Origin of the sequence: Streptomyces sp. NPDC093221 (genome assembly GCF_044753885.1) — a bacterium.
GTDB lineage: Bacteria > Actinomycetota > Actinomycetes > Streptomycetales > Streptomycetaceae > Actinacidiphila.
The window spans coordinates 375,105-399,899 of sequence record NZ_JBIVOA010000002.1; the positions used below are offsets into that span (position 1 = coordinate 375,105).

25 protein-coding genes are annotated in these 24,795 nt (G+C 70.6%); 8 read left to right on the forward strand and 17 right to left on the reverse strand.

Annotated elements, in window-relative coordinates; translation table 11 throughout:
* Window positions 1-50: 50 nt before the first annotated feature.
* The 4 genes from ACIQCJ_RS07720 (at window position 51) to ACIQCJ_RS07735 (ending at window position 4,206) form a co-directional block, all read left to right on the forward strand.
* On the forward strand, window positions 51-1,061 hold the full coding sequence (locus ACIQCJ_RS07720) for an ATP-binding cassette domain-containing protein (protein WP_355344135.1): 1,011 nt from the start codon (window positions 51-53) through the stop codon (window positions 1,059-1,061).
* A 1-nt stretch (window position 1,062) separates the two neighbouring features.
* Entirely contained in the window at window positions 1,063-1,836 is a 774-nt protein-coding gene (locus tag ACIQCJ_RS07725; RefSeq protein ID WP_401852317.1) for an ABC transporter permease, read from the forward strand.
* A 172-nt stretch (window positions 1,837-2,008) separates the two neighbouring features.
* Window positions 2,009-3,292, forward strand: a complete 1,284-nt coding sequence (locus ACIQCJ_RS07730; protein WP_402710973.1) for an ABC transporter ATP-binding protein — start codon at window positions 2,009-2,011, stop codon at window positions 3,290-3,292.
* On the forward strand, window positions 3,289-4,206 hold the full coding sequence (locus ACIQCJ_RS07735) for an ABC transporter permease (protein ID WP_402710974.1): 918 nt from the start codon (window positions 3,289-3,291) through the stop codon (window positions 4,204-4,206). Before ACIQCJ_RS07730 ends, ACIQCJ_RS07735 begins: the two co-directional genes overlap by 4 nt.
* A gap of 135 nt (window positions 4,207-4,341) precedes the next feature.
* Here ACIQCJ_RS07735 and ACIQCJ_RS07740 read toward each other — a convergent pair whose 3' ends face one another.
* Entirely contained in the window at window positions 4,342-4,665 is a 324-nt protein-coding gene (locus tag ACIQCJ_RS07740) for an ATP/GTP-binding protein (RefSeq protein WP_355344147.1), read from the reverse strand.
* Between the two features lie 195 nt (window positions 4,666-4,860).
* Here ACIQCJ_RS07740 and ACIQCJ_RS07745 point away from each other — a divergent pair, with 195 nt between their 5' ends.
* Window positions 4,861-5,907 (forward strand): LLM class flavin-dependent oxidoreductase, encoded by a 1,047-nt coding sequence (locus ACIQCJ_RS07745; RefSeq protein WP_402710975.1) that lies wholly within the window; start codon window positions 4,861-4,863, stop codon window positions 5,905-5,907.
* Between the two features lie 100 nt (window positions 5,908-6,007).
* Here the strand turns inward: ACIQCJ_RS07745 and ACIQCJ_RS07750 are convergent, their stop codons facing one another.
* Window positions 6,008-6,409, reverse strand: a complete 402-nt coding sequence (locus tag ACIQCJ_RS07750) for an SCO5389 family protein (RefSeq protein WP_188281928.1) — start codon at window positions 6,407-6,409, stop codon at window positions 6,008-6,010.
* A 275-nt stretch (window positions 6,410-6,684) separates the two neighbouring features.
* Here ACIQCJ_RS07750 and nucS point away from each other — a divergent pair, with 275 nt between their 5' ends.
* Window positions 6,685-7,347, forward strand: a complete 663-nt coding sequence (gene nucS, locus ACIQCJ_RS07755; RefSeq protein ID WP_355344154.1) for an endonuclease NucS — start codon at window positions 6,685-6,687, stop codon at window positions 7,345-7,347.
* A 136-nt stretch (window positions 7,348-7,483) separates the two neighbouring features.
* On the opposite strand, the gene ACIQCJ_RS07760 is transcribed toward nucS, so the two are convergent.
* Complete coding sequence (locus ACIQCJ_RS07760; RefSeq protein ID WP_355344157.1) at window positions 7,484-7,933, reverse strand: VOC family protein; 450 nt, start codon at window positions 7,931-7,933, stop codon at window positions 7,484-7,486.
* Between the two features lie 70 nt (window positions 7,934-8,003).
* On the opposite strand from ACIQCJ_RS07760, the gene ACIQCJ_RS07765 reads away from it, so the two are divergent.
* Window positions 8,004-8,969: a helix-turn-helix transcriptional regulator gene (locus ACIQCJ_RS07765; protein ID WP_402710976.1), complete on the forward strand. Its 966-nt coding sequence runs from the start codon at window positions 8,004-8,006 to the stop codon at window positions 8,967-8,969.
* A gap of 2 nt (window positions 8,970-8,971) precedes the next feature.
* On the opposite strand, the gene ACIQCJ_RS07770 is transcribed toward ACIQCJ_RS07765, so the two are convergent.
* The 3 genes from ACIQCJ_RS07770 to ACIQCJ_RS07780 all read right to left on the reverse strand — a co-directional run bounded on the left by ACIQCJ_RS07770 (window position 8,972) and on the right by ACIQCJ_RS07780 (window position 13,454).
* The gene (locus ACIQCJ_RS07770) at window positions 8,972-11,893 is read right to left on the reverse strand and encodes an ATP-binding protein (protein WP_402710977.1); all 2,922 of its coding nucleotides are present in this window, start codon (window positions 11,891-11,893) and stop codon (window positions 8,972-8,974) included.
* A gap of 184 nt (window positions 11,894-12,077) precedes the next feature.
* Entirely contained in the window at window positions 12,078-12,377 is a 300-nt protein-coding gene (locus tag ACIQCJ_RS07775; RefSeq protein ID WP_188281939.1) for an STAS domain-containing protein, read from the reverse strand.
* A gap of 228 nt (window positions 12,378-12,605) precedes the next feature.
* Complete coding sequence (locus ACIQCJ_RS07780) at window positions 12,606-13,454, reverse strand: 3-hydroxyacyl-CoA dehydrogenase family protein (protein ID WP_401306290.1); 849 nt, start codon at window positions 13,452-13,454, stop codon at window positions 12,606-12,608.
* A gap of 206 nt (window positions 13,455-13,660) precedes the next feature.
* Between ACIQCJ_RS07780 and ACIQCJ_RS07785 the strand changes: the two genes are divergently transcribed.
* Window positions 13,661-14,233: a cob(I)yrinic acid a,c-diamide adenosyltransferase gene (locus tag ACIQCJ_RS07785; protein ID WP_355344170.1), complete on the forward strand. Its 573-nt coding sequence runs from the start codon at window positions 13,661-13,663 to the stop codon at window positions 14,231-14,233.
* A 233-nt stretch (window positions 14,234-14,466) separates the two neighbouring features.
* Here the strand turns inward: ACIQCJ_RS07785 and ACIQCJ_RS07790 are convergent, their stop codons facing one another.
* From ACIQCJ_RS07790 to ACIQCJ_RS07840, 11 genes are all read right to left on the reverse strand, one after another.
* Entirely contained in the window at window positions 14,467-14,922 is a 456-nt protein-coding gene (locus ACIQCJ_RS07790; protein ID WP_391044592.1) for a DUF2550 family protein, read from the reverse strand.
* 189 nt (window positions 14,923-15,111) lie between these two features.
* Window positions 15,112-15,486 carry a F0F1 ATP synthase subunit epsilon gene (locus tag ACIQCJ_RS07795; RefSeq protein ID WP_355344176.1) on the reverse strand — a complete coding sequence of 125 codons (375 nt, stop codon included), beginning with the start codon at window positions 15,484-15,486 and terminating at the stop codon, window positions 15,112-15,114.
* Window positions 15,487-15,660: 174 nt separating this feature from the next.
* The gene (atpD, locus tag ACIQCJ_RS07800) at window positions 15,661-17,103 is read right to left on the reverse strand and encodes a F0F1 ATP synthase subunit beta (RefSeq protein ID WP_355344179.1); all 1,443 of its coding nucleotides are present in this window, start codon (window positions 17,101-17,103) and stop codon (window positions 15,661-15,663) included.
* Window positions 17,104-17,108: 5 nt separating this feature from the next.
* Complete coding sequence (locus ACIQCJ_RS07805; RefSeq protein ID WP_402710978.1) at window positions 17,109-18,035, reverse strand: F0F1 ATP synthase subunit gamma; 927 nt, start codon at window positions 18,033-18,035, stop codon at window positions 17,109-17,111.
* Window positions 18,036-18,039: 4 nt separating this feature from the next.
* Window positions 18,040-19,611 (reverse strand): F0F1 ATP synthase subunit alpha, encoded by a 1,572-nt coding sequence (gene atpA, locus ACIQCJ_RS07810; RefSeq protein WP_355344185.1) that lies wholly within the window; start codon window positions 19,609-19,611, stop codon window positions 18,040-18,042.
* Window positions 19,612-19,791: 180 nt separating this feature from the next.
* A complete protein-coding gene (locus ACIQCJ_RS07815; protein ID WP_355344188.1) occupies window positions 19,792-20,607 on the reverse strand; it encodes a F0F1 ATP synthase subunit delta in 816 nt (271 codons plus the stop codon).
* Window positions 20,604-21,167, reverse strand: a complete 564-nt coding sequence (locus ACIQCJ_RS07820) for a F0F1 ATP synthase subunit B (protein ID WP_188281951.1) — start codon at window positions 21,165-21,167, stop codon at window positions 20,604-20,606. The genes ACIQCJ_RS07815 and ACIQCJ_RS07820 overlap by 4 nt, the downstream gene beginning before the upstream one ends.
* Before the next feature lie 40 nt (window positions 21,168-21,207).
* On the reverse strand, window positions 21,208-21,459 hold the full coding sequence (gene atpE, locus ACIQCJ_RS07825) for an ATP synthase F0 subunit C (RefSeq protein ID WP_188281952.1): 252 nt from the start codon (window positions 21,457-21,459) through the stop codon (window positions 21,208-21,210).
* A 74-nt stretch (window positions 21,460-21,533) separates the two neighbouring features.
* Complete coding sequence (gene atpB / locus ACIQCJ_RS07830) at window positions 21,534-22,358, reverse strand: F0F1 ATP synthase subunit A (protein WP_391044822.1); 825 nt, start codon at window positions 22,356-22,358, stop codon at window positions 21,534-21,536.
* A 216-nt stretch (window positions 22,359-22,574) separates the two neighbouring features.
* The gene (locus ACIQCJ_RS07835) at window positions 22,575-22,988 is read right to left on the reverse strand and encodes a hypothetical protein (protein ID WP_188281953.1); all 414 of its coding nucleotides are present in this window, start codon (window positions 22,986-22,988) and stop codon (window positions 22,575-22,577) included.
* Between the two features lie 331 nt (window positions 22,989-23,319).
* Window positions 23,320-24,624, reverse strand: a complete 1,305-nt coding sequence (locus ACIQCJ_RS07840; protein WP_391161540.1) for an MraY family glycosyltransferase — start codon at window positions 24,622-24,624, stop codon at window positions 23,320-23,322.
* Window positions 24,625-24,795: the final 171 nt, after the last annotated feature.

Sequence of the window (24,795 nt, forward strand, 5' to 3'; positions counted from 1 at the left end):
CCCGGGCGGGGGTTTCGGTTTACTCCGGGGCGGTTGCTAGCCTCGCCACCATGATTGAGTTGCAGGGGCTCACCAAGCGGTACGGGGACAAGACCGCCGTCGACAATCTGACCTTCACCGTGCGCCCCGGCGTGGTGACCGGCTTCCTCGGGCCCAACGGCGCGGGCAAGTCCACGACGATGCGCATGATGCTCGGGCTGGACAACCCGACCTCGGGCAACGTACGCATCGACGGTCAGCACTACGCGCAGCTCAGCGAGCCGCTGAAGTACATCGGCGCACTGCTGGACGCCAAGGCCATCCACGGCGGGCGGACGGCGTACAACCATCTGCTGTGCCTGGCGCAGTCCAACCGCATTCCGCGGCACCGGGTGGACGAGGTGCTGGAGACGGTCGGTCTGACGGCCGTGGCGAAGAAACGTTCCAAGGGCTTCTCGCTGGGCATGGGCCAGCGGCTCGGCATCGCGGGCGCGCTGCTCGGCGACCCCGAGATCCTGATGTTCGACGAGCCGGTCAACGGTCTCGACCCCGAGGGCATCCACTGGATCCGCAACCTCATGAAGGGGCTGGCCGCGCAGGGCCGTACGGTCTTCGTCTCCAGCCACCTGATGAGCGAGATGGCGCTGACCGCCGAGCATCTGATCGTGATCGGCCGCGGCCGGCTGATGGCCGACACCTCGATGGCCGACTTCATCGAGAAGAACTCCCGCTCCTACGTGCGGATTCGCACCCCCCAGCCGGAGCGGCTGAAGGACGTGCTGGCCACGGCGGGGTTCACCCCGGTGACCACGAGCGACGGCACGTTCGAGATCCAGGACGGCGACACGGCGCAGCTCGGCGAGCTGGCCGCGCAGCATCAGGTGGTGCTGCACGAACTCAGCCCGCAGCGGGCATCGTTGGAGGAAGCGTTCATGCAGCTCACCGCGGACTCGGTGGAGTACCACGCGGGCGGTGTGCTCGCGCCGCCGCCCGGTCCGGGTGGTGCCGCGCCGCAACCCGGCGCCCCTGCCCCGCAGTGGGGTGCGGACTGGCGCAACTCCGGCTCCGGGAAGGGGAACTGACATGGCGTCTCCTACCGCCGTCCTCCAGTCGGAGTGGACGAAGATCAAGTCGGTACGGTCCACGGTCTGGACGCTGGCGCTCGCCTTCATCGTCACCGTGGGTCTGGGCGCGCTGATCTGTCTGGTGGTCAACAACACCTTCCACGACAGGTCCGCCACGGACAGGGCGACCTTCGACGCCACGAACACCAGCTTCTTCGGCATGTCGCTCGGCCAGTTGGCACTGATCGTCTTCGGTGTGCTGGTGATCTCCAGCGAGTACAGCACCGGCATGATCCGCACCTCGCTTGCGGCCGTCCCGCAGCGCGGGATGTTCTACTTCTGCAAGGTCGCCATCGCGGGCCTGCTGGGCCTGGTGGTCGGCATGGCCACCAGCTTCGTCGCGTTCTTCCTCGGCCAGTCGCTGCTCGGCTCGCACAAGACGTCGATCAGCGACTCGGGGGTGCTGCGGGCCGTCTTCGGCGCGGGGCTCTACATGACGCTGATGGTGCTTCTGTGCGTCGGCGCCGCCGCGATGATGCGCAGCCCGATGCTGGGTCTCGGCATCCTGATGCCGTTCTTCTTCCTGGTCTCGCCGATCCTGTCGGCGGTGCCGAAGGTGAAGACGTTCGCCAGGTACCTCCCCGACCAGGCGGGCCAGAAGATCATGCAGGTGGTGCCGGATTCGGGCGACCACACCGCGTACGGCCCCTGGGGCGGTATCGGCATCATGGCGATCTGGGTGATCGTGGCGCTGGTCGGCGGTTACGTGGTGCTGGCCAAGCGCGACGCCTGACGCGGTAAGGGGCCGCCTCCGGGCGGCCCCGCACGTCGGCCGAGTCCCGATTGTCGCGATGGGGGCACCTCCCGGGTGCAACTCCGGGGGACTGTGGGGGGAACCAACCCCCACCGGCTACGCTTCCTCCCTCACGGGGGCGAGTCGCCTCCGTTGCAGCGAGGGGCGGAGCATGATCCAGGCAGTCGGCCTGACCAAGCAGTACGGCGCGAAAACAGCCGTGTACAACCTGTCGTTCCAGGTACGGCCTGGCACCGTCACCGGATTCCTCGGCCCGAACGGCTCGGGCAAGTCCACGACGATGCGGATGATCCTGGGCCTGGACGAGCCGACCTCCGGCCAGGTGACCATCGGCGGAGTGCCGTACCGGCGGCTGCCGAACGCGCCGCGCAAGGTGGGCGCGCTGCTGGACGCCAAGGCGGTGCACGGGGGCCGCAGCGCCCGCCAGCACCTGCTCTGCGTGGCGCAGCTCTCCGGCATCCCGGCCCGCAGGGTCGACGAGGTGCTGGGCGTCGTCGGCCTCCAGGACGTGGCCTCCCGCCGCTCGAAGGGCTTCTCGCTGGGCATGGGCCAGCGGCTCGGCATCGCGGGCGCGCTGCTCGGCGACCCGGAGGTGCTGCTCTTCGACGAGCCGGTCAACGGCCTCGACCCCGAGGGCATCCACTGGGTGCGCAATCTGATGCGCAAGCTGGCGAGCGAGGGCCGTACGGTCTTCGTCTCCAGCCACCTGATGAGCGAGATGGCGCTGACCGCCGACCACCTCATCGTCATCGGCCGCGGCCAACTGCTCGCCGACATGAGCGTCAAGGACTTCATCGCGCACCACTCGACCGGCTACGCGCTGGTCCGCACGCCCGCCGAGGGCGGTGAGCGGGAGAAGTTCAGCAAGGCGCTCACCGACGCGGGCGCCGCCGTACAGCCGGAGCAGGACGGCGCGCTGCGCGTCACCGGCCTCGAACTGCCCAGGATCAGCGACATCGCGTACGACGCCGAGGTCCGAATCTGGGAACTGTCGCCGCACCAGGCGTCGTTGGAGGAGGCGTACATGCGCCTGACCAGCGGCGCGGTCGACTACCGCTCGACGCAGGACCCGCGCCAGGGCCTCCAGCACGCGGCGCCGTACGCCGTCCAGGGCCCCGGCGGCTACGCGCCGCCGCCGGGAGCGCAGGGCTGGCAGCAGCCGTACGGGCAGCAACAGCCGTACGGGCAGCCGGGTTACGGGCAGCAGCAGCCCGGCTGGGGGTACCAGCAGCAGCCGATGGCCGCGCCCGTACCGCAGCAGTCGTACGCTCCCCAGCCGCCGCCGGCCGCTCCCGCCGCTCCCGCGCCTCAGCCCGCCGCACCCGCCGCTCCCGCGCCTCAGCCCGCCGCAGCCGCCGCACCGCCCGCACCCGCCGCACCGCCCGCACCCGCCGCCCTGAACATGGACAAGTCCGACAGCGAGGACGCCCGATGACCGCCCCGGCCCAGTTCCCGGCCTCCGTCCCCCACGGCGGCTACCAGCAACAGCAGCCGCCGCAGCCGCAGTTCGCCTCGCAGTTGCCGGTCGCGCAGACCACCCTCGGGCAGGCGGTGCGCTCGGAATGGACGAAGATCCGCACGGTGCGCTCCACGGTGTGGACGCTCGGCGTGATGCTCGTCCTGGTCATCGGCATCAATCTGCTGGTGGTCGTGCCGATCGACCACAGCAACGACACCAGCGTGCCGGTGCTCGCGCCCGGCCTGTTCGGCCTGATCCTGGGCCAGTCGGCGATCATCACGCTGGGCGTGCTGGTGATCACCTCCGAGTACGGCACCGGCATGATCCGTACCACCCTGACCGCGTGCCCGCGGCGCTCGCGGGTCCTGACGGCGAAGGCGATCGTCTTCTTCCTGCTGTCCTTCGTGACCACCACGGTCGCCTGCACGATGACCGCGCTCATCAGCTGGAGCGTGATGTCCGGCAAGCGGGTCTCCGGATACGACCTGGAGGACCCGCACCCGGGCGTCGTCATCAAGGACGGCGTGACCGCCGCGAGCGGCACCGAATGGCTGGGCGCGACCGTCGGCGTCGGCCTCTACGTGGCGCTGCTCGGCCTGCTGGCGCTCGCCGTCGGCACGCTGCTGCGGCACTCGGCCGGGGCGATCACCACCATGCTGGGCGTCGTCCTGCTGCCGCTGCTGATCGCGATCTTCCTGCCGTCCAGCCTGGACGGGGCCCGCGACAAGCTGGTGCGGTTCTCCGCGCCCAACTCGCTGGCCTCGCTCTACCACTTCCCGATGATCGGCGAGGGCGACCAGAACGGCCTGCCCCAGCTCATCACGCTGGCCTGCGTCACGGCGGTGCTGCTGGGAGCGGCGTACGCGACCCTCAACAGCAGGGACGTCTGAGCGTCAGGGCGTCTGAGTACCAGGAACGTCTGAGCTTCAGGGGCGTCTGAGCGTCAGGGGCGGCTGAACACCGGCGCCGCCCGAGGCGTACCGGACGGCTCAGCCGCTTCAGCCGCCGCACGACGTGGCCCCGGTTCAGTGCCGGGGGGCGTTACGGGACCGCTGCACCTTGCTGGTGCGGCGGTCCCTCGCGTTCCAGCACGCCCGGTGCCAGTGCCGCCGGTCGTCCACTCCCCCGTACTCCCGCCAGGCCACCACGTGCCCGACGCCGGGCGGGATCTCCTGGTCGCAGCCGGGACAGCGGTAGTGCTTGCCGGAGGCGCTGCCCGCGACCGGGCGCACCACCCACTCCTCGCCCTGCCACTCCACGGTGCTGCCGGCGCCGAACCCCGACTCCTGCTGCTCCGTACGGTCGGCGGGGCGGCCTCCGCCGGGCGGGCGGTTTCGACGCGGCGACACGGGACACCTCGCGCTCTGCTGGGCTTCGCGGACTCTCCGTCAAGGGTACGCGGCCGGTCGGTCCATACCGGAACACCCGCCTCGCGCACACCAGAACGGCTCATCTCCGATATGACTGCCGAAAATCATGAAAACGTCCCAGAAAGCCGTGCCTTTGGCACGTGCCAAGCGTTACCAAGGGAGGAGGGATGAGCAATGCGAGTTGGGACTTTCGTCATAGCGGCCCAGTTCCCCGGTCAGGGCCAGGGAGAGGCGCTGCACCGGGCGATATCCTCGGCCGAGGCCGCTGACGCCGCGGGACTTGACACGGTATGGCTGGCAGAGCACCACTTCGTCCCGTACGGCGTGTGCCCGTCGGCCGTCACCCTCGCCGGGCTGCTGCTCGGGCGTACGCGGCGGATCGGCGTGGGCACCGCGGTGAGCGTGCTGCCGACCGCGCATCCGGTGGCGCTGGGCGAACAGGCCGCGCTGCTGCACCTGGCGTCCGGCGGACGCTTCACCCTCGGGGTCGGCCGCGGCGGCCCGTGGGTGGACCTGGAGGTCTTCGGCACCGGACTGGCCGCCTTCAAGGCCGGTTTCCCCGAATCGCTCGACCTGCTGCTGCGCTGGCTGCGCGAGCCCGCGGTCGGCGCGGACGGTCCGCGCTACGCCTTCCGCGAGGTGTCCGTCGTACCGCGCCCCGACGAGCTGTACGACCCGGCGGCGGAGCCGGTGGCGGGCTCGGGGCCGCCCGTCGTGGTCGCCTGCACCTCCCCCGCCACCGTCCGGCTGGCCGCGGAGCGCGGGCTGCCGATGCTGCTGGGGATGCACTGCGGGGACGAGGAGAAGGCCGCGATGGTGGCGGTCTGGCGGGAGACGGCGCTGGCCGCCGGGCACTGCCCCGACGCCGTGTCGGCCGCCGGTCATGTCTCGGCGGGCGTGGCCCAGGTCGGGGACACCAGGTCGGACGCGGTGGAGACGCTGCTCAAGTCGATGCCCGGCTGGCTCCAGCGCGGGCTCGGCGCCCACCGCACGGTGGACGGCAGCGCGCGGGCCATGCGCGACCCGCACGCCTACACCGAACTGCTCTGTGATCTGCACCCGGTGGGTCCGCCGCGGCTGTGTGCCGACCGCCTCGCGGCGACCGCGGAACGGACCGGTATCACCCGGTTCGCCCTCCTGGTGGAAGGCTCGGGGGACCTCACCGCCACCTTGGACAATGTGGCCAGGCTGGGCGCCGACGTGCTCCCGGAACTGGCCTGATTACGCGGGCGGGTCCGGTTGCGGGAGCGGGCCGCATTGTGCCGACGCCCAGTGCGCGCTAGGGCCGTGACCGGCGGTGTTCGCCGGGCGGGGCGTTACGTCAGCAGTCCCTGAACTCCGGTGACTGGTTGAGCACTTGGGACCTGACGGAAGTGAACTTGCCGTAGCTCTCGGCGATCCCGGGGTCCACCGTGTCCAGGGGGAAGACCGCCACGCGGTGGCAGTTCTGGAAGGCGAGCCGCACCCCGAAGTGCCGCTGTAGGGCCCCTCGTATCGCGTCGCTGGCCAGTGCACGGAGCAACTGGCCGCGTTCCTTCTCGCTCGGCGGCGGCACCTGGTTGTCGGCGAAGGCTCCGCCGTCGACCTTGAGCTGTGCCACCAACGAGCTGATCATCTCCCACGCGTAAGGGAGGGACGTCCTGACGCAGTCGACGAATTCCTGTTCGTCGACCTCGCCTCGCTCGGCCTGTTCGAGGAGGGCCGGTGAGACGTCGAGCGACATGGGTACTCCTCTCGTGACCCCGTGATCACACGGAGCCAGACGGACGGGTTGCCAGCGGCCGGACCAGCGTTCCCGCACGTCCGGCCTCCGCTTCAACCGTAGGGTCGTTGGTCCGACCGCACCAGGAGGTAGCACACTTAACCGGCCAAGTTTCCGCAGTCGTCCGGAGTCGTACGCACAGGGGCGGACGGGACGTGCGGGGGCGAAAGGTGCGGCGGTGAATCACACGGGGCCGAATCGCGTACGGGGCGGCGCGTCCAGTAGCGTTGCGCACCATGCGTCTCGTCATCGCCCGCTGCTCCGTCGACTACGCGGGCCGGCTCTCCGCCCACCTGCCCTCCGCCACCCGGCTGCTGCTCATCAAGGCGGACGGCAGTCTGTCGGTGCACGCCGACGACCGGGCCTACAAGCCGCTCAACTGGATGTCCCCGCCCTGCACGCTCAAAGAGGGCGACGACGGTGTCTGGACGGTCGTCAACAAGGCCGGTGAGCAGCTCATCATCACCATCGAGGAGGTCCTGCACGACTCCTCGCACGAACTCGGTGTCGACCCCGGCCTGATCAAGGACGGTGTCGAGGCGCACCTCCAGGAGCTGCTGGCCGACCGGATGGAAGTCCTCGGCGAGGGCTGGACCCTGATCCGCCGCGAATACCCCACCGCCATCGGCCCGGTGGACATCCTGTGCCGCGACGCCTCGGGTGCCACCGTCGCCGTCGAGCTGAAGCGGCGCGGCGACATCGACGGTGTCGAGCAGCTCACCCGCTACCTCGAACTCCTCAACCGCGACCCCCATCTCGCCCCGGTCCGCGGGGTGTTCGCCGCCCAGGAGATCAAGCCCCAGGCCCGCGTGCTGGCCACGGACCGCGGCATCGGCTGTGTCGTCCTGGACTACGACGGCATGCGCGGCATCTCCGACGACAAGCTGCGGCTGTTCTAGCCCGCCCCATTGACTCGCCGCGCTGGCCCGCCCCTTTGACTCGCCCCTTTGCCTCACCGCTTTGACCCGCGGCGCTGGTCCGCGGCTTCGAGGGAGTCGAGCCGGCGCGGGAGGCGGGCGCCGGCCCGGGCGGGGGTCAGTCGAGGCAGAATTCGTTGCCCTCCGGGTCGGTCATCACGATGTGGCCCGGACTGAGGAGGGCGGGCTCGTGGCGGGCGAGGCGGGTGGCGCCGAGGGCGACGAGGCGGTCGGCCTCCTTCTCGTGGGCCGCCATCCGCTCGTCGCCCTCCAGGCCGGGGGCGGCGCGGACGTCGAGGTGGACGCGGTTCTTGGCCTGCTTCCCCTCGGGGACGCGCTGGAAGAAGAGCCGGGGCCTGACGCCCGAGGGGTCGACGGCGGCGGAGCGTTCGTTGCGCAGCTCGGGCGGTACACCCATCGACTCCAGGGCCTCGTCCCAGGACGAGAAGCCCTCGGGCGGGTCCTGGAGCCGGTAGCCGAGGGCCTCGGCCCAGAAGACGGCCAGCGCGTTCGGGTCGGCGCAGTCGAAGGTGATCTGGATGTCGCGGACTTCCTGGTGCTCGTTCATGATCCCAGCGTGGCGCATATAGCGGACAGATACGTTCCGTGATGGCCGGGCGGTGTGGAACGATCACCCGATGACCGTAGAAGCGACGACCGAACGGGTGCTGCGGCTGCTGTCGCTCCTCCAGCACCGCTCGTCCTGGACGGCCGGTGAACTCGCCGCCGAGTTGGGCGTCACCGACCGCTCGGTGCGCCGCGACGTGGAGCGGCTGCGCGCGGTCGGCTACCCCGTGCACGCGGTCCCGGGCGTCGGCGGCGGCTACCGGCTCGGCGCGGGCACCCGGCTGCCGCCGCTGCTGCTGGACGACGACGAGGCCATCGCGACGGCGGTCTCGCTGCGGCTGGCGTCGGGCGGCACGGTCGCGGGCGCGAGCGAGGCCGCGCTGCGGGCCCTCGCCAAGCTCGACCAGGTGATGCCGCCCCGGCTGCGCGCCGAGGTGCGGGCCGTCCAGGGCGCCACCGACACCCTGGTGGGCCCCACGGACGAAGTCGACCCGGACCTGCTGATGACCTTCGCGCGGGCCTGCCGGGACACCGTACGCGTACGGTTCGCGTACAGCGGCCGGGACGGCGGCACGGCGCGCGAGCGTACGGTCGAGCCGGTGCGGATGGTCACCACGGGACGCCGCTGGTACCTGATGGCCTGGGACGTCGACCGCGACGACTGGCGCACCTTCCGGCTCGACCGGATGCGCGACGCGCAGACGACCACCTGGCGCTTCCGGCCCCGCGAGCACCCCGACGCGGTCGCCTACGTGCGGCGCTCCGTGACCGAGTCCCCGTACGCGCACCTGGCCCGCGTCCGGCTGCGCGCCCGGACGGAGCTCGTGAGCGACATGGTGCCGCCGCAGGTCGGACGCGTCGAGGACGACGAGCGCGACGGCTGGTGCGTCCTCGTCATCGGCGCGGATTCCCTGGAGGTGACCGCCGCCCGCGTGGCCGCGCTGGGCTTCGAGGCCGAGGTGCTCGAACCGCCGGAGCTGCGCGAGGCCGCCGCCCGCCTGGCCCGCCGCCTCGCCGCCATGGCGGAGGGCGGCTGACCTCAGCCGGTGCGCGCGACGGTCTCCGTGGGTGCGGGGCCGGTGGCTCCGGGGCCGGTGGCTCCGGCTTCCGTCGTCGGCGGGGTGAAGGTGCCGGTCCTGGTGGGGGCGGCGCCGGAGGGGGTGAGGTTCGGCGGAGAGGAGACGTCGGCCGAGGTGGGGTCGATGGGCGGAGTCGTCGTGTCCGTCGGCGCTGGAGTCGTCGTAGGCGGCGGCGTCGTCGGAGTTGTCGGCGGCGTCGAGGGTGTCGTCGGCTTTGTCGTACGCGTCGGCGGCCTCGACGTCTGCGTGTTGCGCGGCGGCGTCGGCGTATCACCCGGTGCCGACGTCAGGCCGCCGTCTGGGGGCGTGAACGGGGCTCCGGGGGCCGTTGTCGGGCCGCCCGTCGTCCCGGCCGGTGTCGACGGCGTCGGGGACGTGGCGGAGGCGGACGGCGAGGCGGCCGTGGGGCCGTCCGTCGAGGGATCGTCCGTCGGGGCGTCGGTCGAGGGGTCGTCCTGCTGGGCGGACTCGACCGGCTGGACCTGGTTGGGCTTGGGGCCGTCGCCCGAGGTGGCGCCCATGGTGACGATGGTGGCGAGGGCCGCCGCGAGCGCGACGCCGGTGCCGACCACTACCAGATTGCGGCGTCGGCGGTGCGTGGCGGGGCGCCCGGCCTCGCCCTGCGGTGCCGGGGCGCCGCTCTTGTTGATCACCGTCAGCGGCGTCGTGGCCGCCGTGATCGCGAGCGGCGCCGTACCGCCGGAGCCGCCCGGCGGGAGTTCGAGCAGCGCGGGCAGGTTCGGGAGGCCGCCGCCGTCACGGTCGTTGACCAGCGCGAGCGTACGGCGGCCGACGACGGTGCCCTGCCGGTCGGCGAGGGCCCCGCGCAGGGCGATGGACGCCTCCAGTTCGGCGCGGGCGCGGTCGGTGTTGCCGGTGCACAGCGCGAGGACGCCCAGCTCGTGGTGGAAGTACGCCTCTTCGGCGACCTCGCCCGACAGCCGTGCGGCCTCCTGGCCGATCCGCAGCGCCCGCTCCCAGGCGCCCCAGTGCAGCGCGGCGGCGAAGGCGGGCGCGACGGTGCGGGCGAGCAGGACGGCCGCGCTGGGGTTGCCGCCGTCGCGGCAGGCGGACATCGCGGCGAGGATCGCCTCGGACTCGGCGGCGGCGCGCTCGGGGCCGACCGAGGGGTGCCCGGTCCACCAGGCGTAGTGCAGGGCCGCGGTGTGCGACTGGACCGCGCTCAGCTCTCCGTCGGCGGTGAGCCGCGGCGCGAGCTGCTGGACGACTCCGGCGGCGAGGCGGAAGTGCGCGGAGACCGGTACGGCCAGGCCGACCGCGGTGAGTTCGCCGAGGGCCGCGTCGCCGTGGGTGTCACCGACGAGGGCGGGCAGGTGCGAGGGGTGCGGGCACTCGCCGTCGAGTGCCACGGCGAAGGCGAGGGCTTCGCGGGCCGATTCGCTCAGCCTGCTGGCGAGCAGTTCCGCGGGGGCCGCGCTCTCGGCGAGCGACGGCAGCGGCAGGTCGACGGGCGGGCCGGTGTATCCGGCGGGGCCGGGCTTGGGGGCGGACCCCGGTATCTCCGGTGTCGCGGGGGTCGCCGCGGTGTCCGGGCCGGCGGTGAGCGCGTCCGTGGGGTCCTCGGCGCCGTGCCCGGTGGGTGCGTCGGGACCCTGGAGTATGTCGAAGCCGGTGAGGTCGGGTATGGGCGGCGTTCCGGCGCCCTGCGGGCCGGTCGGCGAGCCGTTCTCCCACACCGAGTCGTCCCAGTCGGGCTCGGGCGGCTGGCGCAGCGCGTCCCGCTGCCGCAGCAGCGCGCCGGCCTGCACGAAGCGCAGCGGCAGGCCCTCGGACTCGAACCACAGGTCGGCCGCCCACGCGGTCTCGTCCTCGCCGAGGGGCCGCCCGGTGACGAATTGCAGCAGGTCGACGCAGGCGACGCGGGTCAGGCCCGACAGGAAGACCTCTTCGATCATCGAGTCGGCGGACGGTGTGGTGACGTCGGGCGTCGCGGACATCAGGAAGGCGCACTCGGGGGCCGCGGAGAGCAGTTCCTCCAGCCCCGCGCCGCCGAATTCCAGGTCGTCGATGACGACGACGGCGCCGGTGTCGCGCAGCAGGCCCGGCAGGTCCGCGCGGTCGGGGCGGTGGCCGTCGGTGGCGTAGACGGTGGCGAAGAGTTCCTGGAGCACGTCGGCGGGGGTGCGGCGGTAGCCGGACAGCCAGAGCACGCCGTCGGGGGCGAGGTCGGCGCAGGCGTTGGCGACGGATTCCAGCAGCGCGGTGCGGCCCGCGCCGGACGGTCCTGTGACCCGTACGGAACGGCCCCTGGCCAGCAGCCGGATCAGCCGCTCGCGCTCCTCGTCGCGCTCCAGCAGCGGCAGTTCGGGGGCGGGCGGTCCCGGCGGCGGCGACGGGCGGCCCGCGGCCAGGTGCGCGACGCGCTCCTCGGGGGTGCGGCGCAGCGGCAGCGGGCGCTCGGCGGGCGGGCAGAGGGTGACCTCGGTGCCGTCGATCGGGTTGACGGTCAGCAGGTAGTCGGAGGTGGTGACGCGCAGCACGCGGGCGTTGCCGCCGCTGGAGGTGCCGCCCAGTTCCGGGGTGAGCGGGTCGCGGGAGGCGCGGGGGCCGCGCAGCGCCAGGGTGCTGTCCGTGAGGGCGGGCAGGGACCCGGTGGCGGGGCCACTGCCGTTGCCGTGGCCGTGGTCGGCGGCGGCACTGAAATCGGAGCCGGAGCCCGCGGCGAAGTCGGAGCCGAAGCCGGTTCCCGGGCCGGGCGTGGGGGCCGGGCCGAAGTCGGCGGCGAAGTCCGCGCCGTGCCCGAATTCGACGCCCTGGCCGAAGTCGGGGCCGGTGGCGGGGCGCGCGTCGGCGTCGGCGACCGTCAGGTCGTCGACGTCCGGTATCGGGCGTTCGCCCGACTCGCCGGTGCGGTGGTCCATCTCGTACGCCCCCCAGGTGCGTGACGTGCGGGGGCCCGATCGGGCCGCCCTGTGTCCGCTGCCGGACCCGGCCCGATTCCCCTTTTCTGGCGTACGGGGTGGCACGCCTGCTGGCAATCTGCGGCAAACTCTAAAGGCTGCCACAGTATTCATGAAGTGCCGGGGCCACGGTGCCGCCCTTACGTCACCTTTCGGCCTCGATCGCGAGGATTCGGTGCAGCCGGGTGGCGACCAGCAGGCGCTGCATTCGCGGCGGGACCCCGCGCAGCACGAGCCTCCGGTTGGCGCGGCCCGCTCTGCGGTGGGCGCCCATGATCACGCCGAGACCGGTGGCGTCCCACGAGTCCAGCTCCGTGAGATCGAGCACCAGGTCCCCGCGGCCGGAGTCGACGGCGGTGTGCAGGGCCGAACGGGCGTCCGCCGCGCTCCGGACGTCGAGGCGGCCCCCGACGACCAGCTCGGCGTGGTCGCCCTTGATGTGCATAGTCGCTCCCCGAGGAGTGCCGGCTCGTGGGCCCGGCTCGTGGCATGGCCGCCGCGGGACGGCGACGGCACGGATCATCCGTATGTCTTCACACAACTGACGGTCCGTCGTATGGAGAAGTTGCCGTCTGTGAGCGAACCGATACCGAATTCACTCCTGGGGGTGACGTTGTTTAGTACGCGTGCCCAGGATGCGCGTTCCGTACGGTGCCCCGGTGCGGGTGGAAACTCAGTACGAGTAGAAGCCCTTGCCGCTCTTGCGGCCGAGGTCGCCCGCGTCGACCATGCGGCGCATGATCTCCGGCGGCGCGAACTTCTCGTCCTGCGACTCGGTGTAGATGTTGCCCGCGGCGTGCAGCAGGATGTCCACGCCGGTGAGGTCGGCGGTGGCGAGCGGGCCCATCGCGTGGCCGAAGCCGAGCTTGCAGGCGATGTCGATGTCCTCGGCGGAGGCGACGCCCGACTCGTAGAGCTTGACGGCCTCGACGACCAGGGCCGAGATCAGCCGGGTGGTGACGAAGCCCGCCACGTCGCGGTTGACGACGACGCAGGTCTTGCCGATCTCCTCGGCGAAGGCGCGGGCGCGCTCCAGCGTGGCGTCGCTGGTCTTGTAGCCGCGGACAAGCTCGCAGAGCCGCATCAGCGGGACCGGCGAGAAGAAGTGGGTGCCGACGACGCGTTCGGGGTTGCGGGTGACGGCGGCGATCTTGGTGATCGGGATCGCGGAGGTGTTGGAGGCGAGGACCGCGTCGTCGCGCACGATCGTGTCGAGGGCGCGGAAGATCTCCTGCTTGACCTCGATCCGCTCGAAGACGGCCTCCACGACGATGTCCGCGTCCGCGGCGGCGTCGAGGTCGGTGGTCGCGGTGATCCTGGCCAGCGCCGCCTCGGCGTCCGCCGCGTCCAGCTTGCCCTTGGAGACGAACTTCTCGTACGAGGCGCGGATGCCGTCGGTGCCGCGCTTGAGCGCCGCGTCGGTGACGTCCCGCAGGACCACGTCGTACCCCGCCTGGGCCGACACCTGCGCGATACCGGAGCCCATCAGTCCCGCTCCGACGACGGCGAGCTTCTTCGCCACGGCACACACCTCTCCATTGGGGCCGAGCCATTGTGGCCGACTGGCCGAATTCGCTGATCTCGCCGGACCTTAACGCCCGTTCACCTCCGCGCGCAGCAGGAAGTAAGCGGTGTCACCGTGTGTCCTTCGTCGCACTGGGCGTCAACCGGCCGTCGGACGGGGGCGGGAGACGGCCCGTCGGGCGGGCACGCTCTACGCTCGACCGTATGGTCAACCTCACCCGCATCTACACCCGTACCGGCGACGACGGCACCACGGCGCTCGGCGACATGAGCCGGACCGCGAAGACCGACAGCCGGATCGCCGCCTACGCCGACGCCAACGAGGCCAACGCCGCGCTCGGTGTGGCGCTCGCGCTCGGCGCGCTGCCCGAGGAGGTCGCCACCGTCCTGGTGCGCGTGCAGAACGACCTCTTCGACGTCGGCGCCGACCTCGCCACTCCGGTGGTCCCCGACCCGGAGTACCCGCCGCTGCGGGTCGAGCAGACCTATGTCGACCGGCTGGAGGAGGAGTGCGACCGCTTCCTCGCCGATCTGGAGAAGCTCCGCAGCTTCATCCTCCCCGGCGGGACGCCCGGCGCCGCCCTGCTCCACCAGGCGTGCACCATCGTCCGCCGCGCCGAACGCTCCACCTGGGCCGCTCTGGAGGACCACGCGGACACGATGAACCCGCTCACCGCGACCTACCTGAACCGGCTCTCCGACCTGCTGTTCATCCTCGCCCGCACCGCCAACAAGTCCCGCGGGGACGTCTTGTGGATCCCCGGCGAGAACCGCTGACACCAGGGGGCCGACATGGTCCAGACCTCTTGACCGGTGGTCCAGACCTTTCTAGGCTCCGGCTGACCCATACGGCCGGGGGTCGACACCGCCGCCCGTCGGCCTCCGGTCCTCACCGGGCGCGCCCGGGAATCCGCCCGCGAATCCGCCCGGCCGAAACCCGCGCCGAGCGACGCACCGGCCCCTGAAACGCGCGAAGCCGCGCCTCCCAGAGGCACGGCAAGGAACAGGTGCTACGCCACGTTGACCCGCTGGCCGGGCGGCGCCGCTTCGAGCCAGGCGAGGAAACCCGTCAGGGCGTCGTCGCTCATCGCCAGCTCCAGCCGGGTGCCCTGATGCTCGCAGGAGAGCACCACCGCGTCCGACAGCAGCGCCAGCTCCTCCGAGCCCTGCGGGTCCCGGCGCCCCAGTACCTCGATCGCCGGACGCAGCAGCACCCGCCGCGGGCGGGGCGCGTACGAGAAGACCCGGAACCACTCCACCCGGTCACCGCTGTAGCGCGCGACTCCGTACACCCAGCCCTTGCCGCCACCGCCGGCCGGCTCCGCGTCCTGCTCGGGAGCGGGGCGCAGGCTGCAGTCGAAAGTGCCGCCTGGCCGTTGGATCAGCCGGCGGCGCAGTCCGAAGACGAAGAGTCCGAGCAGCGCGGCGGCGATCACCGCGCCACCCACCTCAAAGGAGAGGATCACGTCCACCGACCTCCTCGCCTAGAAATGGGTTACTGCCCTTGCTGTACCGGAGCCGCGGACCGCCCCAGGAGGGCAGTCCGCGGCACCGTGGTCGTTCGGTCACGCCTGGTACGTCTGCTGATGCGGTTGTGGTGGTGCGGTTGCCCGGTCAGCCGGTCGCGCCGACCCGCGGACCGTCCTGCGGACCGGTCAGTGCGCTCCCGCGGCGGCGGCGAGCCGGACCTCGGCGCGGCGCTCGGCCGCGGCGTCGGTCTCCGACTTCGACCGCTCAAGAGCACGCTCGGCGCGCGCCACATCGATCTCGTCCGCCAGCTCCGCGATCTCCGCGAGAATCGAGAGCTTGTCGTCGGAGAAGGAGATGAAGCCACCGTGCACGGCGGCCACGACAGTGCCGCCGTCAGAGGTGCGCACCGTCACCGGGCCGGACTGGAGCACCCCGAGGAGCGGCTCGTGTCCCGGCATGATGCCGATGTCACCCGACGTGGTACGGGCGATGACCATGGTGGCCTCGCCGGACCAGACACTACGGTCCGCGGCGACCAGCTCGACGTGAAGATCGGCCAAGACGGCTCCTCGGGTTGGCACCCACCGTCCTCAGTGGATGCGTAAGACACAGAATAAGGGGTGCGAGAGGGGGCGGGCGCCCCGGGGCTTCGCCACGGGACTCACCGCCCCCCTTTTACGCTGTCGCGCGCGCTCCTACCGACGCGGACGCGCGGCCTGCGCGAGGCTCCCGCGTCAGTTGACGCCGAGCTTCGCCGCGTTGGCCTTGAGGTCGTCCAGGCCACCGCACATGAAGAACGCCTGCTCCGGGAAGTGGTCGTACTCACCGTCGGCGATGGCGTTGAACGCGGAGATCGACTCGTCCAGCGACACGTCGGAGCCGTCGACACCGGTGAACTGCTTCGCCGCGTGGGTGTTCTGCGACAGGAAGCGCTCGATCCGGCGGGCGCGGAAGACGGTGAGCTTGTCCTCTTCGCCCAGCTCGTCGATGCCGAGGATGGAGATGATGTCCTGGAGGTCCTTGTACTTCTGCAGGATTCCCTTGACGCGCATGGCGCAGTCGTAGTGGTCCTGCGCGATGTAGCGCGGGTCCAGGATGCGGGACGTGGAGTCCAGCGGGTCCACCGCGGGGTAGATGCCCTTCTCCGAGATCGGCCGCGAAAGCACGGTCGTCGCGTCGAGGTGGGCGAAGGTGGTCGCCGGGGCCGGGTCGGTCAGGTCGTCCGCGGGGACGTAGATCGCCTGCATCGAGGTGATCGAGTGACCACGCGTCGAGGTGATCCGCTCCTGGAGCTGACCCATCTCGTCGGCCAGGTTCGGCTGGTAACCCACCGCGGACGGCATACGGCCGAGCAGCGTGGAGACCTCGGAACCGGCCTGCGTGAAGCGGAAGATGTTGTCGATGAAGAACAGCACGTCCTGCTTGGCCACGTCACGGAAGTACTCCGCCATGGTCAGACCGGCCAGCGCCACGCGCAGACGGGTGCCCGGGGGCTCGTCCATCTGACCGAAGACCAGCGCGGTCTGCGGCAGCACGCCCGACTCGGCCATTTCCGCGATGAGGTCGTTGCCCTCACGGGTGCGCTCGCCGACACCGGCGAACACCGAGACGCCCTCGTGCAGCTTGGCCACACGCATGATCATTTCCTGGATGAGCACGGTCTTGCCGACACCGGCGCCGCCGAACAGACCGATCTTGCCGCCCTTGACGTACGGGGTCAGCAGGTCGACGACCTTCAGGCCGGTCTCGAACATCTCGGTCTTCGACTCGAGGTCGTCGAACTTCGGCGCCTTGCGGTGGATCGCCCAGCGGTCGGTGACCTCGGACTCGGCCTCCGGCTCGTTCAGGATCTGGCCCAGGGTGTTGAACACCCGGCCCTTGGTGACGTCGCCGACGGGCACCGTGATGCCGTCGCCGGTGTCGGTCACCGGGGCCTGGCGGACCAGGCCGTCGGTGGGCTGCATCGAGATGGCGCGGACCAGGCCGTCGCCGAGGTGCTGCGCCACCTCCAGCGTCAGCGTCTTCGTGCCGGACTCGGCGCCCGTGTCGGCCACGTCGACGTGCAGCGCGTTGTAGATCTCCGGCATCGCGTCGACGGGGAACTCCACGTCGACGACCGGGCCGATGACCCGCGCGACGCGGCCGGTGGCCGTAGCGGTTTCAACAGTGGTGGTCATAGTGGTTAGTCACTCCCCGCGTTCGCGTCGGCCAGCGCACTGGAGCCGCCGACGATCTCGCTGATTTCCTGGGTGATGTCGGCCTGTCGGGCCGCATTGGCAAGCCGCGTGAGCGACTTGATGAGGTCTTCCGCGTTGTCGGTCGCGGACTTCATCGCACGGCGGCGGGCCGCGTGCTCCGAAGCCGCCGCCTGGAGCAGCGCGTTGAAGATGCGGCTCTCGACGTAGCGAGGCAGCAGCGCGTCCAGCACACCCTCGGCGGAAGGCTCGAACTCGTAGAGCGGCAGGATCTCGCCCTTGGCGGCCCGCTCCTCGGCACCGGCGACGGCCGTCTCGTCCAGCGAGAGCGGCAGCAGCCTGGCGTCGACCGGGGACTGCGTCATCATCGACACGAACTCCGTGAAGACGATGTGCAGTTCGTCCACGCCACCGTCGGCCGTGTCCTTGAGCACCGACTCGATCAGCGGCGCCGCGACCTTCTTGGCGTCGCCGTAGCCGGGGCTGTCGGAGAAGCCGGTCCAGGACTCGGCGACCGTCCGCTCGCGGAAGCTGTAGTACGCCACGGCCTTGCGGCCGATGAGGTACGAGTCGACTTCCTTGCCCTCCGCGCGCAGCCGCTCGATGAGCCGGTCGGCCGCCTTGATCGCGTTGGACGAGTAACCGCCCGCCAGACCGCGGTCGCTCGTGACGAGCAGGACCGCGGCGCGGGTCGGGTTCTCGGCCTCGGTGGTCAGCGGGTGCTTGGTGTTGGAGCCGGTCGCCACCGCCGTGACCGCACGGGTCAGTTCATCGGCGTACGGGGACGAGGCCGCCACCTGGCGCTGCGCCTTGACGATGCGCGAGGCGGCGATCATCTCCATCGCCTTGGTGATCTTCTTCGTGGCGGTGACGGACTTGATCCGGCGCTTGTAAACCCGAATCTGTGCGCCCATGCGATCAGCCCTCGACCAGCAGCGCGCCCGAGGACGTCTCGAACTGCTTCTTGAAGGCGGCGACCGCGTCGGTGAGCACCTCGACGGTCTCGTCCGGCAGCTTGCCGGTCTCGACGATCGCGGTGAGCAGCGACTTGTGCTCGCGGTGCAGGTAGTCGAGCAGCTCGCGCTCGAAGCGGCGGACGTCCTCGACCGGTACGTCGTCCAGCTTGCCGGTGGTGCCGGCCCAGATGGAGACGACCTGGTCCTCGATCGCGTACGGCGCGTACTGGCCCTGCTTGAGCAGCTCGACCATCCGCTGGCCGCGCTCGAGCTGGGCCTTGGACGCCGCGTCCAGGTCGGAACCGAAGGCGGCGAACGCCTCCAGCTCGCGGAACTGGGCCAGGTCCACGCGCAGCCGTCCGGCCACGCCCTTCATGGCCTTGATCTGCGCGGAGCCGCCGACGCGGGAGACCGAGATACCGACGTTCAGCGCGGGGCGCTGACCGGCGTTGAACAGGTCCGACTCCAGGAAGCACTGGCCGTCGGTGATGGAGATGACGTTGGTCGGGATGAACGCCGACACGTCGTTCGCCTTGGTCTCGACGATCGGCAGACCGGTCATCGAACCGGCGCCCAGGTCGTCGGAGAGCTTGGCGCAGCGCTCCAGCAGGCGGGAGTGCAGGTAGAAGACGTCGCCCGGGTAGGCCTCGCGGCCCGGCGGACGGCGCAGCAGCAGGGAGACCGCGCGGTAGGCGTCGGCCTGCTTGCTCAGGTCGTCGAAGACGATCAGTACGTGCTTGCCCTGGTACATCCAGTGCTGGCCGATGGCAGAACCGGTGTACGGGGCGAGGTACTTGAAGCCGGCCGGGTCGGACGCCGGGGCGGCGACGATCGTCGTGTACTCCAGGGCGCCGGCCTCCTCCAGCGAGGCGCGCACGCCCGCGATGGTGGAGCCCTTCTGGCCGATGGCGACGTAGATGCAGCGGACCTGCTTCTTCGGGTCGCCGGAACGCCAGTTGTCGCGCTGGTTGATGATCGTGTCGATCGCCAGGGCGGTCTTGCCGGTCTGCCGGTCGCCGATGATGAGCTGGCGCTGGCCGCGGCCGATCGGGGTCATCGCGTCCACGGCCTTGAGGCCGGTCTGCATCGGCTCGTGCACCGACTTGCGCTGCATGACCGTGGGGGCCTGCAGTTCAAGGGCGCGGCGGCCGTCGGTCTCGATCTCGCCGAGGCCGTCGATCGGGGTGCCGAGCGGGTCCACGACCCGGCCCAGGTAGCCCTCGCCGACCGCGACGGAGAGCACCTCGCCGGTGCGCTGCACCGGCTGGCCCTCCTCGATTCCGTTGAACTCGCCGAGGACGATCGCGCCGATCTCGCGCTCTTCCAGGTTGAGGGCGAGACCGAGGGTGCCGTCCTCGAACTTCAGCAGCTCGTTCGCCATGGCCGAGGGCAGACCCTCGACCTTCGCGATGCCGTCTCCGGCAACGCTGACCGTGCCGACCTCCTCGCGCGAGGCGGCGTCCGGCTTGTACGACTGGACAAAGGTCTCCAGCGCGTCCCGGATCTCCTCCGGCCGGATCGTGAGCTCCGCCATCTGGGTTCCCTGCTCTCCTTGTTGGGCCCGAAAGTCTTCTTGGGGGTTTCTGGGGTCAACCCCCAGAAAGGCTCTGTTAGGCTCCGTCGGCCCAACTCGGGCCGCTCGTACTGCGTCGTCGTGCTTCGTACTGCGTTCTGCGTGGCTGGTGCCGCGCGGTCCTGGTGGAGCGACCGGCTGTCAGCCCGCCATCCGCCGGGCCGCCTCGTCGAGACGGTCGGAGATGGCTCCGTTGATGACCTCGTCACCGACCTGCACCCGGACTCCGCCGAGGACCGTGGGGTCCACGTCCAGGTTCAGATGCACCTGGCGGCCGTAGATCCGGGCCAGCGCGGCGCCGAGGCGCTGCTTCTGCTGGTCACTGAGCGGAGTCGCCGACACCACTTCCGCGACCATCCGGTCACGGCGGGCCGCGGCCAGCTTGGACAGGGATTCGATCCCCGACTCCAGGCTACGTCCCCGCGGCGTGGTGACCAGCCGGACGACCAGCCGTTCGGTGACCGGATTGGCCCGCCCGCCGAGCAGCGTGTGCAGCAGTGCGGCCTTGGCCGGAGCGCCGACGACGCGGTCGGTGAGAGCGGAGCGCAGTTCGGTGCTGCCGGAGACGATCCGGCCGAAGCGGAACAGCTCGTCCTCGACGTCGTCGAGGTGACCGGCCCGCTGGGCGGTGGCGAGGTCGGCGCTCGACGCCAGCTCCTCGACCGAGTCGACCAGGTCGCGCGAGCGCGACCAGCGGGACCTGACCATGCCGGTGAGCAGGTCGAGGCTTTCGCCGCCGATCTGGCCGCCGAGGAGCTGCCGCGCCAGCGACGCCTTGGCCTCGCCGGACTTCGCCGGGTCGGTCAGGGCGCGACGGAGCGTGCCCTCGCGGTCCAGCAGCCCGGTGACGGCGGCCAGGTCCTCGGCGAGCTTGGCCACGTCGACGGACTGGACGTCCGTCAGCGCGTCGAGCCGTTCGCGGGCCGCGCCCAGCGCGTCGCGGCTCGCGCCGTTCATCGCGCCGCCTCGGCCGTCGCGGAACCGGCGGCGGGAGCCGCGTTGTCCAGGCCGTCGAGGAAGCGGTCGATGGTGCGGCTCTGCCGGGCGGAGTCCTCCAGGGACTCACCGACGAGCTTGCCCGCCAGTTCGGTGGCGAGCTTGCCGACGTCCTGGCGCAGCGCGGCGGCGGCGGCCTTGCGGTCGGCCTCGATCTGCGCGTGACCCGCGGCCACGATCTCCTCGCGCTGGCGCTGGCCTTCGGCCCGCATCTCCGCGATCAGCGCGGCGCCCTGCTCCTGCGCCTCCTGGCGCAGTCGCGCGGCCTCGTGCCGGGCCTCGGAGAGCTGCTCGCGGTACTGCTCCAGCGTCTGCTGGGCCTCGGCCTGGGTGGCCTCGGCCTTCTCCATGCCACCTTCGATGGCCTCACGGCGCTCGTCCAGAACCTTGTTGATGTTCGGGAGGAGCTTCTTGGCGAGGAAGAAGAAGACGATGGCGAAGGCGATCAGGCCGATGATGAGCTCGGGGATCGGCGGGATGAGCGGGTTCTCCGCTGTCGCCAGCGGTACCTGGGCGATCACATCAGTGCCTTCCGTCTAGGTTTCTGTTCGTCGGCCGGGATCAGGTGGCCGGGTAGACGAACGGCATGACCAGACCGATGAGGGCGAGCGCCTCACAGAAGGCGAAGCCGAGGATCTGGTTGGCGCGGATCAGACCGGCCGCCTCGGGCTGGCGGGCGAGGGCCTGGGTGCCGTTACCGAAGATGATGCCGATGCCGACGCCGGGGCCGATGGCCGCGAGGCCGTAACCGATCGAGCCGAGGTTGCCCTTGATCTGGGTGGCGGCGAGCGTCGCGTGCGCGAGAGCGGACATGCCGGTTCTTCCTTATCTTTCTCGGACCGGTGGGGGTTGGCCACCGGACATCTATCGGGTCGTGGGGGCGGTGCTCAGTGGTGCTCGGCGAGCGCGCCCTGGACGTAGCTACAGGCCAGGAGCACGAACACGTACGCCTGAACGGCCTGGATGAACAGCTCGAAGGCGGTCATCACGATGGTCATCACGAACGAGACGCCCGCGTAGGCGATGCCGATGCCGTTGAGCATGTACCAGCTCGCGATGGTGAACAGCAGCAGCAGCGTGTGACCGGCGAACATGTTGGCGAAGAGCCGGACCGCGTGGGTGAAGGGCCGCACCAGGACGTTCGAGAAGAACTCGATGGTCATGGAGAGCGGCAGCACGGCGCCGAGTGTCTTGTCGTAGCCGGTGATGTTCTTCAGGCCGCCGACGAAGCCGTGCTTCTTGAACGTCAGGTACATCCACGTGACGTAGACGATCGCGGCCAGCCCGACGGGGAAGGCGATGATCGACGTCACGGGGAACTGGGCGACCGGGATGACCGACCAGATGTTCATGATCCAGACGAAGAAGAACAGCGAGACCATCAGCGGGACGTACTTCTCGCCGACCTTCTTGCCGAGCGTCTCGTAGACGATGCCGCGGCGGACGAAGTCGTAGCCCGCCTCGCCCACCATCTGGACCTTGCCCGGGACCACCTTGGGCTTGTTGAACGCGGCCCAGAAGAATCCGACGACCACGATCGTGCTCAACAGCGCCAGCAGCATCGGCTTGTTGAAGTGGAAGCTGCCGATCGAGAAGATCGGCTCGAAGACGAACGAGTGCAGTCCGGGGGCCGGGAAGCCGCACCCGTCGAAGAGGTGGCAGTTCGTCTCGAAGGCGAGAACCTGGTCAGCACTCACCGCGAGCTCCTTCAGCGTGGCGCATGGGTACGGCAACCTCGATGTGTCGGCGGGCCTGACGGCCACGGAACGGCACTGGACTGGTGGGTCGGATGTGTACGCGGCGAGTCGGCGCTGAACCGAGCGGCAGGGCAGGCTTGAGCGCCGCTCGCGGCAGCTCCGCCGCAGTTGAGTCCGGACGATAGCAAACGAGCGGCAGGGTCTTTACACCGGCCCTACCGAACCCGCGGCTCACGACGGTGTTCCCGCCGACTCGGGCTCGACGTAAAGAATCTTGGTCTTCATGTGCGCGCGTGCCTGCGCGGCGATCCAGACGAGCGCCGCGGCCAGCAGCGAGAAGGCGAACGCGCGGGTGTTGAAGAGCGAGGTGTGCTTGAACACCGCGAGCACGATCGCCAGCAGCAGGATCTGCACGGTGTAGAGCACGAGGCCCATCATCTGGAACAGCGACGGGTACGCCTTGGCGGTGCGCTGGAGCACCACCATCCCGATCGCCATGAAGGCGATCACGACCAACGTGCCGGCGGCGGCGCCGATCGCTCCCTTGCCACCGGCCACCGCTCCGCTCACAGCGGTGGCGATGACACCGGCCGCGGCAGTGGGGACGGTGCAGTTGAGGAGAGTTCGGACGTCGTTGGACTGCATGGTGGCAGCTCCTCCGGCGGGAGTTGGGGAAAGCGGGTGTCGTCGGAGACGAGCGTAATCCGGGTTTGGGGACGTGCCTCACGCCGGAAGACCATCTCACTACGGTCTTTCGGCTTGTTTCCCGGGTTTCGTGAACGGTATCACAAAGTATTTAGCCAGGGCTTTACCATGGAGATGTGCTCACTGTCACACGGGAGAGGTATCGACACGCCGTTCAACTGACGTCCTATTTGCCCACTTCGGGGAAATTGCCGGATATGCCGGACTTAAAGGACTTTATCGATGACGGTCAACTACCGGCCGCCGACGCCGCTCAGAGCCTGCCCGACACCTACCGGCGGCTCTCGACGGGACGCCGGTCCGGCAGCCGCGAACGGTCGCCGATCGCGGTCGATCCGTGCAGCGGCGGACGGTCCTCGGAGCGCATCTCCCGCTCGGCCGCGGCAGCGGCGGCGGCCAGCCGGCGGCGTCGGCGCCGGTAGCGCGGCGGTACGAACGCCTCGGCCCAGCGCGGCGCGCGCGGCCGGAACCGCGGCAGCAGCAGGACCAGCAGACCCAGCGCGCTCAGGCCGACGATCACCATGACGATGCCGAGGCTGGAGGAGTTCACCGAGAACGCCACCGCGGAGAAGGCGAACAGCGCCGACCAGAAGTACATGATCAGCACGGCCCGGCTGTGCGAGTGCCCGATCTCCAGCAGCCGGTGGTGCAGGTGGCCGCGGTCGGCGGCGAACGGCGACTGCCCCTTCCACGTCCTGCGGACCACGGCCAGCACCAGGTCGGCGGCCGGGATCGCGATCATCGTCAGCGGCAGCAGCAGCGGCATGTAGACCGGCACCATGAAGTGCACGGTGCTGCGGCTGGAGCCGGTGAAGTCGGTGATGGCGTCCGGGTCGACCTGCCCGGTGATGGAGATCGCGGACGAGGCGAGCACCAGGCCGATCAGCATCGACCCCGAGTCGCCCATGAAGATCCGCGCCGGGTGGATGTTGTGCGGCAGGAAGCCCACGCACATGCCGATCAGGATCGCGCTGAACAGCGTGGCGGGCGCGGCGGCCTCGACGCCGTAGCCGTACCACATGCGGTACGCGTACATGAAGAACGCGATGGCGGCGATGCAGACGACGCCCGCGGCCAGACCGTCGAGGCCGTCCACGAAGTTGACCGCGTTGATGGTGATGACGACCAGCGCGACCGTCAGCAGCGTCGACTGGATCGGGGTGAGCGCGACCGGGCCGACACCGGGCACCGGCAGCCACAGAATGGTCAGGCCCTGGAAGACCATCAGACCCGCGGCGATCATCTGCACGCCGAGCTTGACCAGCGCGTCGACGCCCCACTTGTCGTCCAGCACACCGAGCAGCCAGATCAGCCCGGCGCCGGACAGCAGCGCGCGCGGCTCGTTGGACTGCGAGAACACGTCCCCGATGTTGCTCAGGTGCGCGGCGACCAGCAGACCGGCGCACAGCCCGCCGAACATCGCGATGCCGCCCAGCCGGGGCGTGGGCTCGCGGTGCACGTCACGCGCGCGGATCGGCGGCATGGCGCCCGCCGCGATGGCGAACTTCCGTACCGGGCCGGTCAGCAGATACGTGACGGCGGCGGCGACGCACAGGGTCAGCAGATACTCGCGCACGAGCAGCCTCCGACGACTTCGGGGGCGTAGCAGCGCTGCGCACACGTCCGGGGGATCCTCACAGCGTCACACCCTAGTGGTGGCCGGGCCGAGACGGCGAACATCAATCAAGACTCACAGGGAGGGCCCACGGTTGCACACCGGCTGTACGGGGAATGTGAAGGGGTTGTC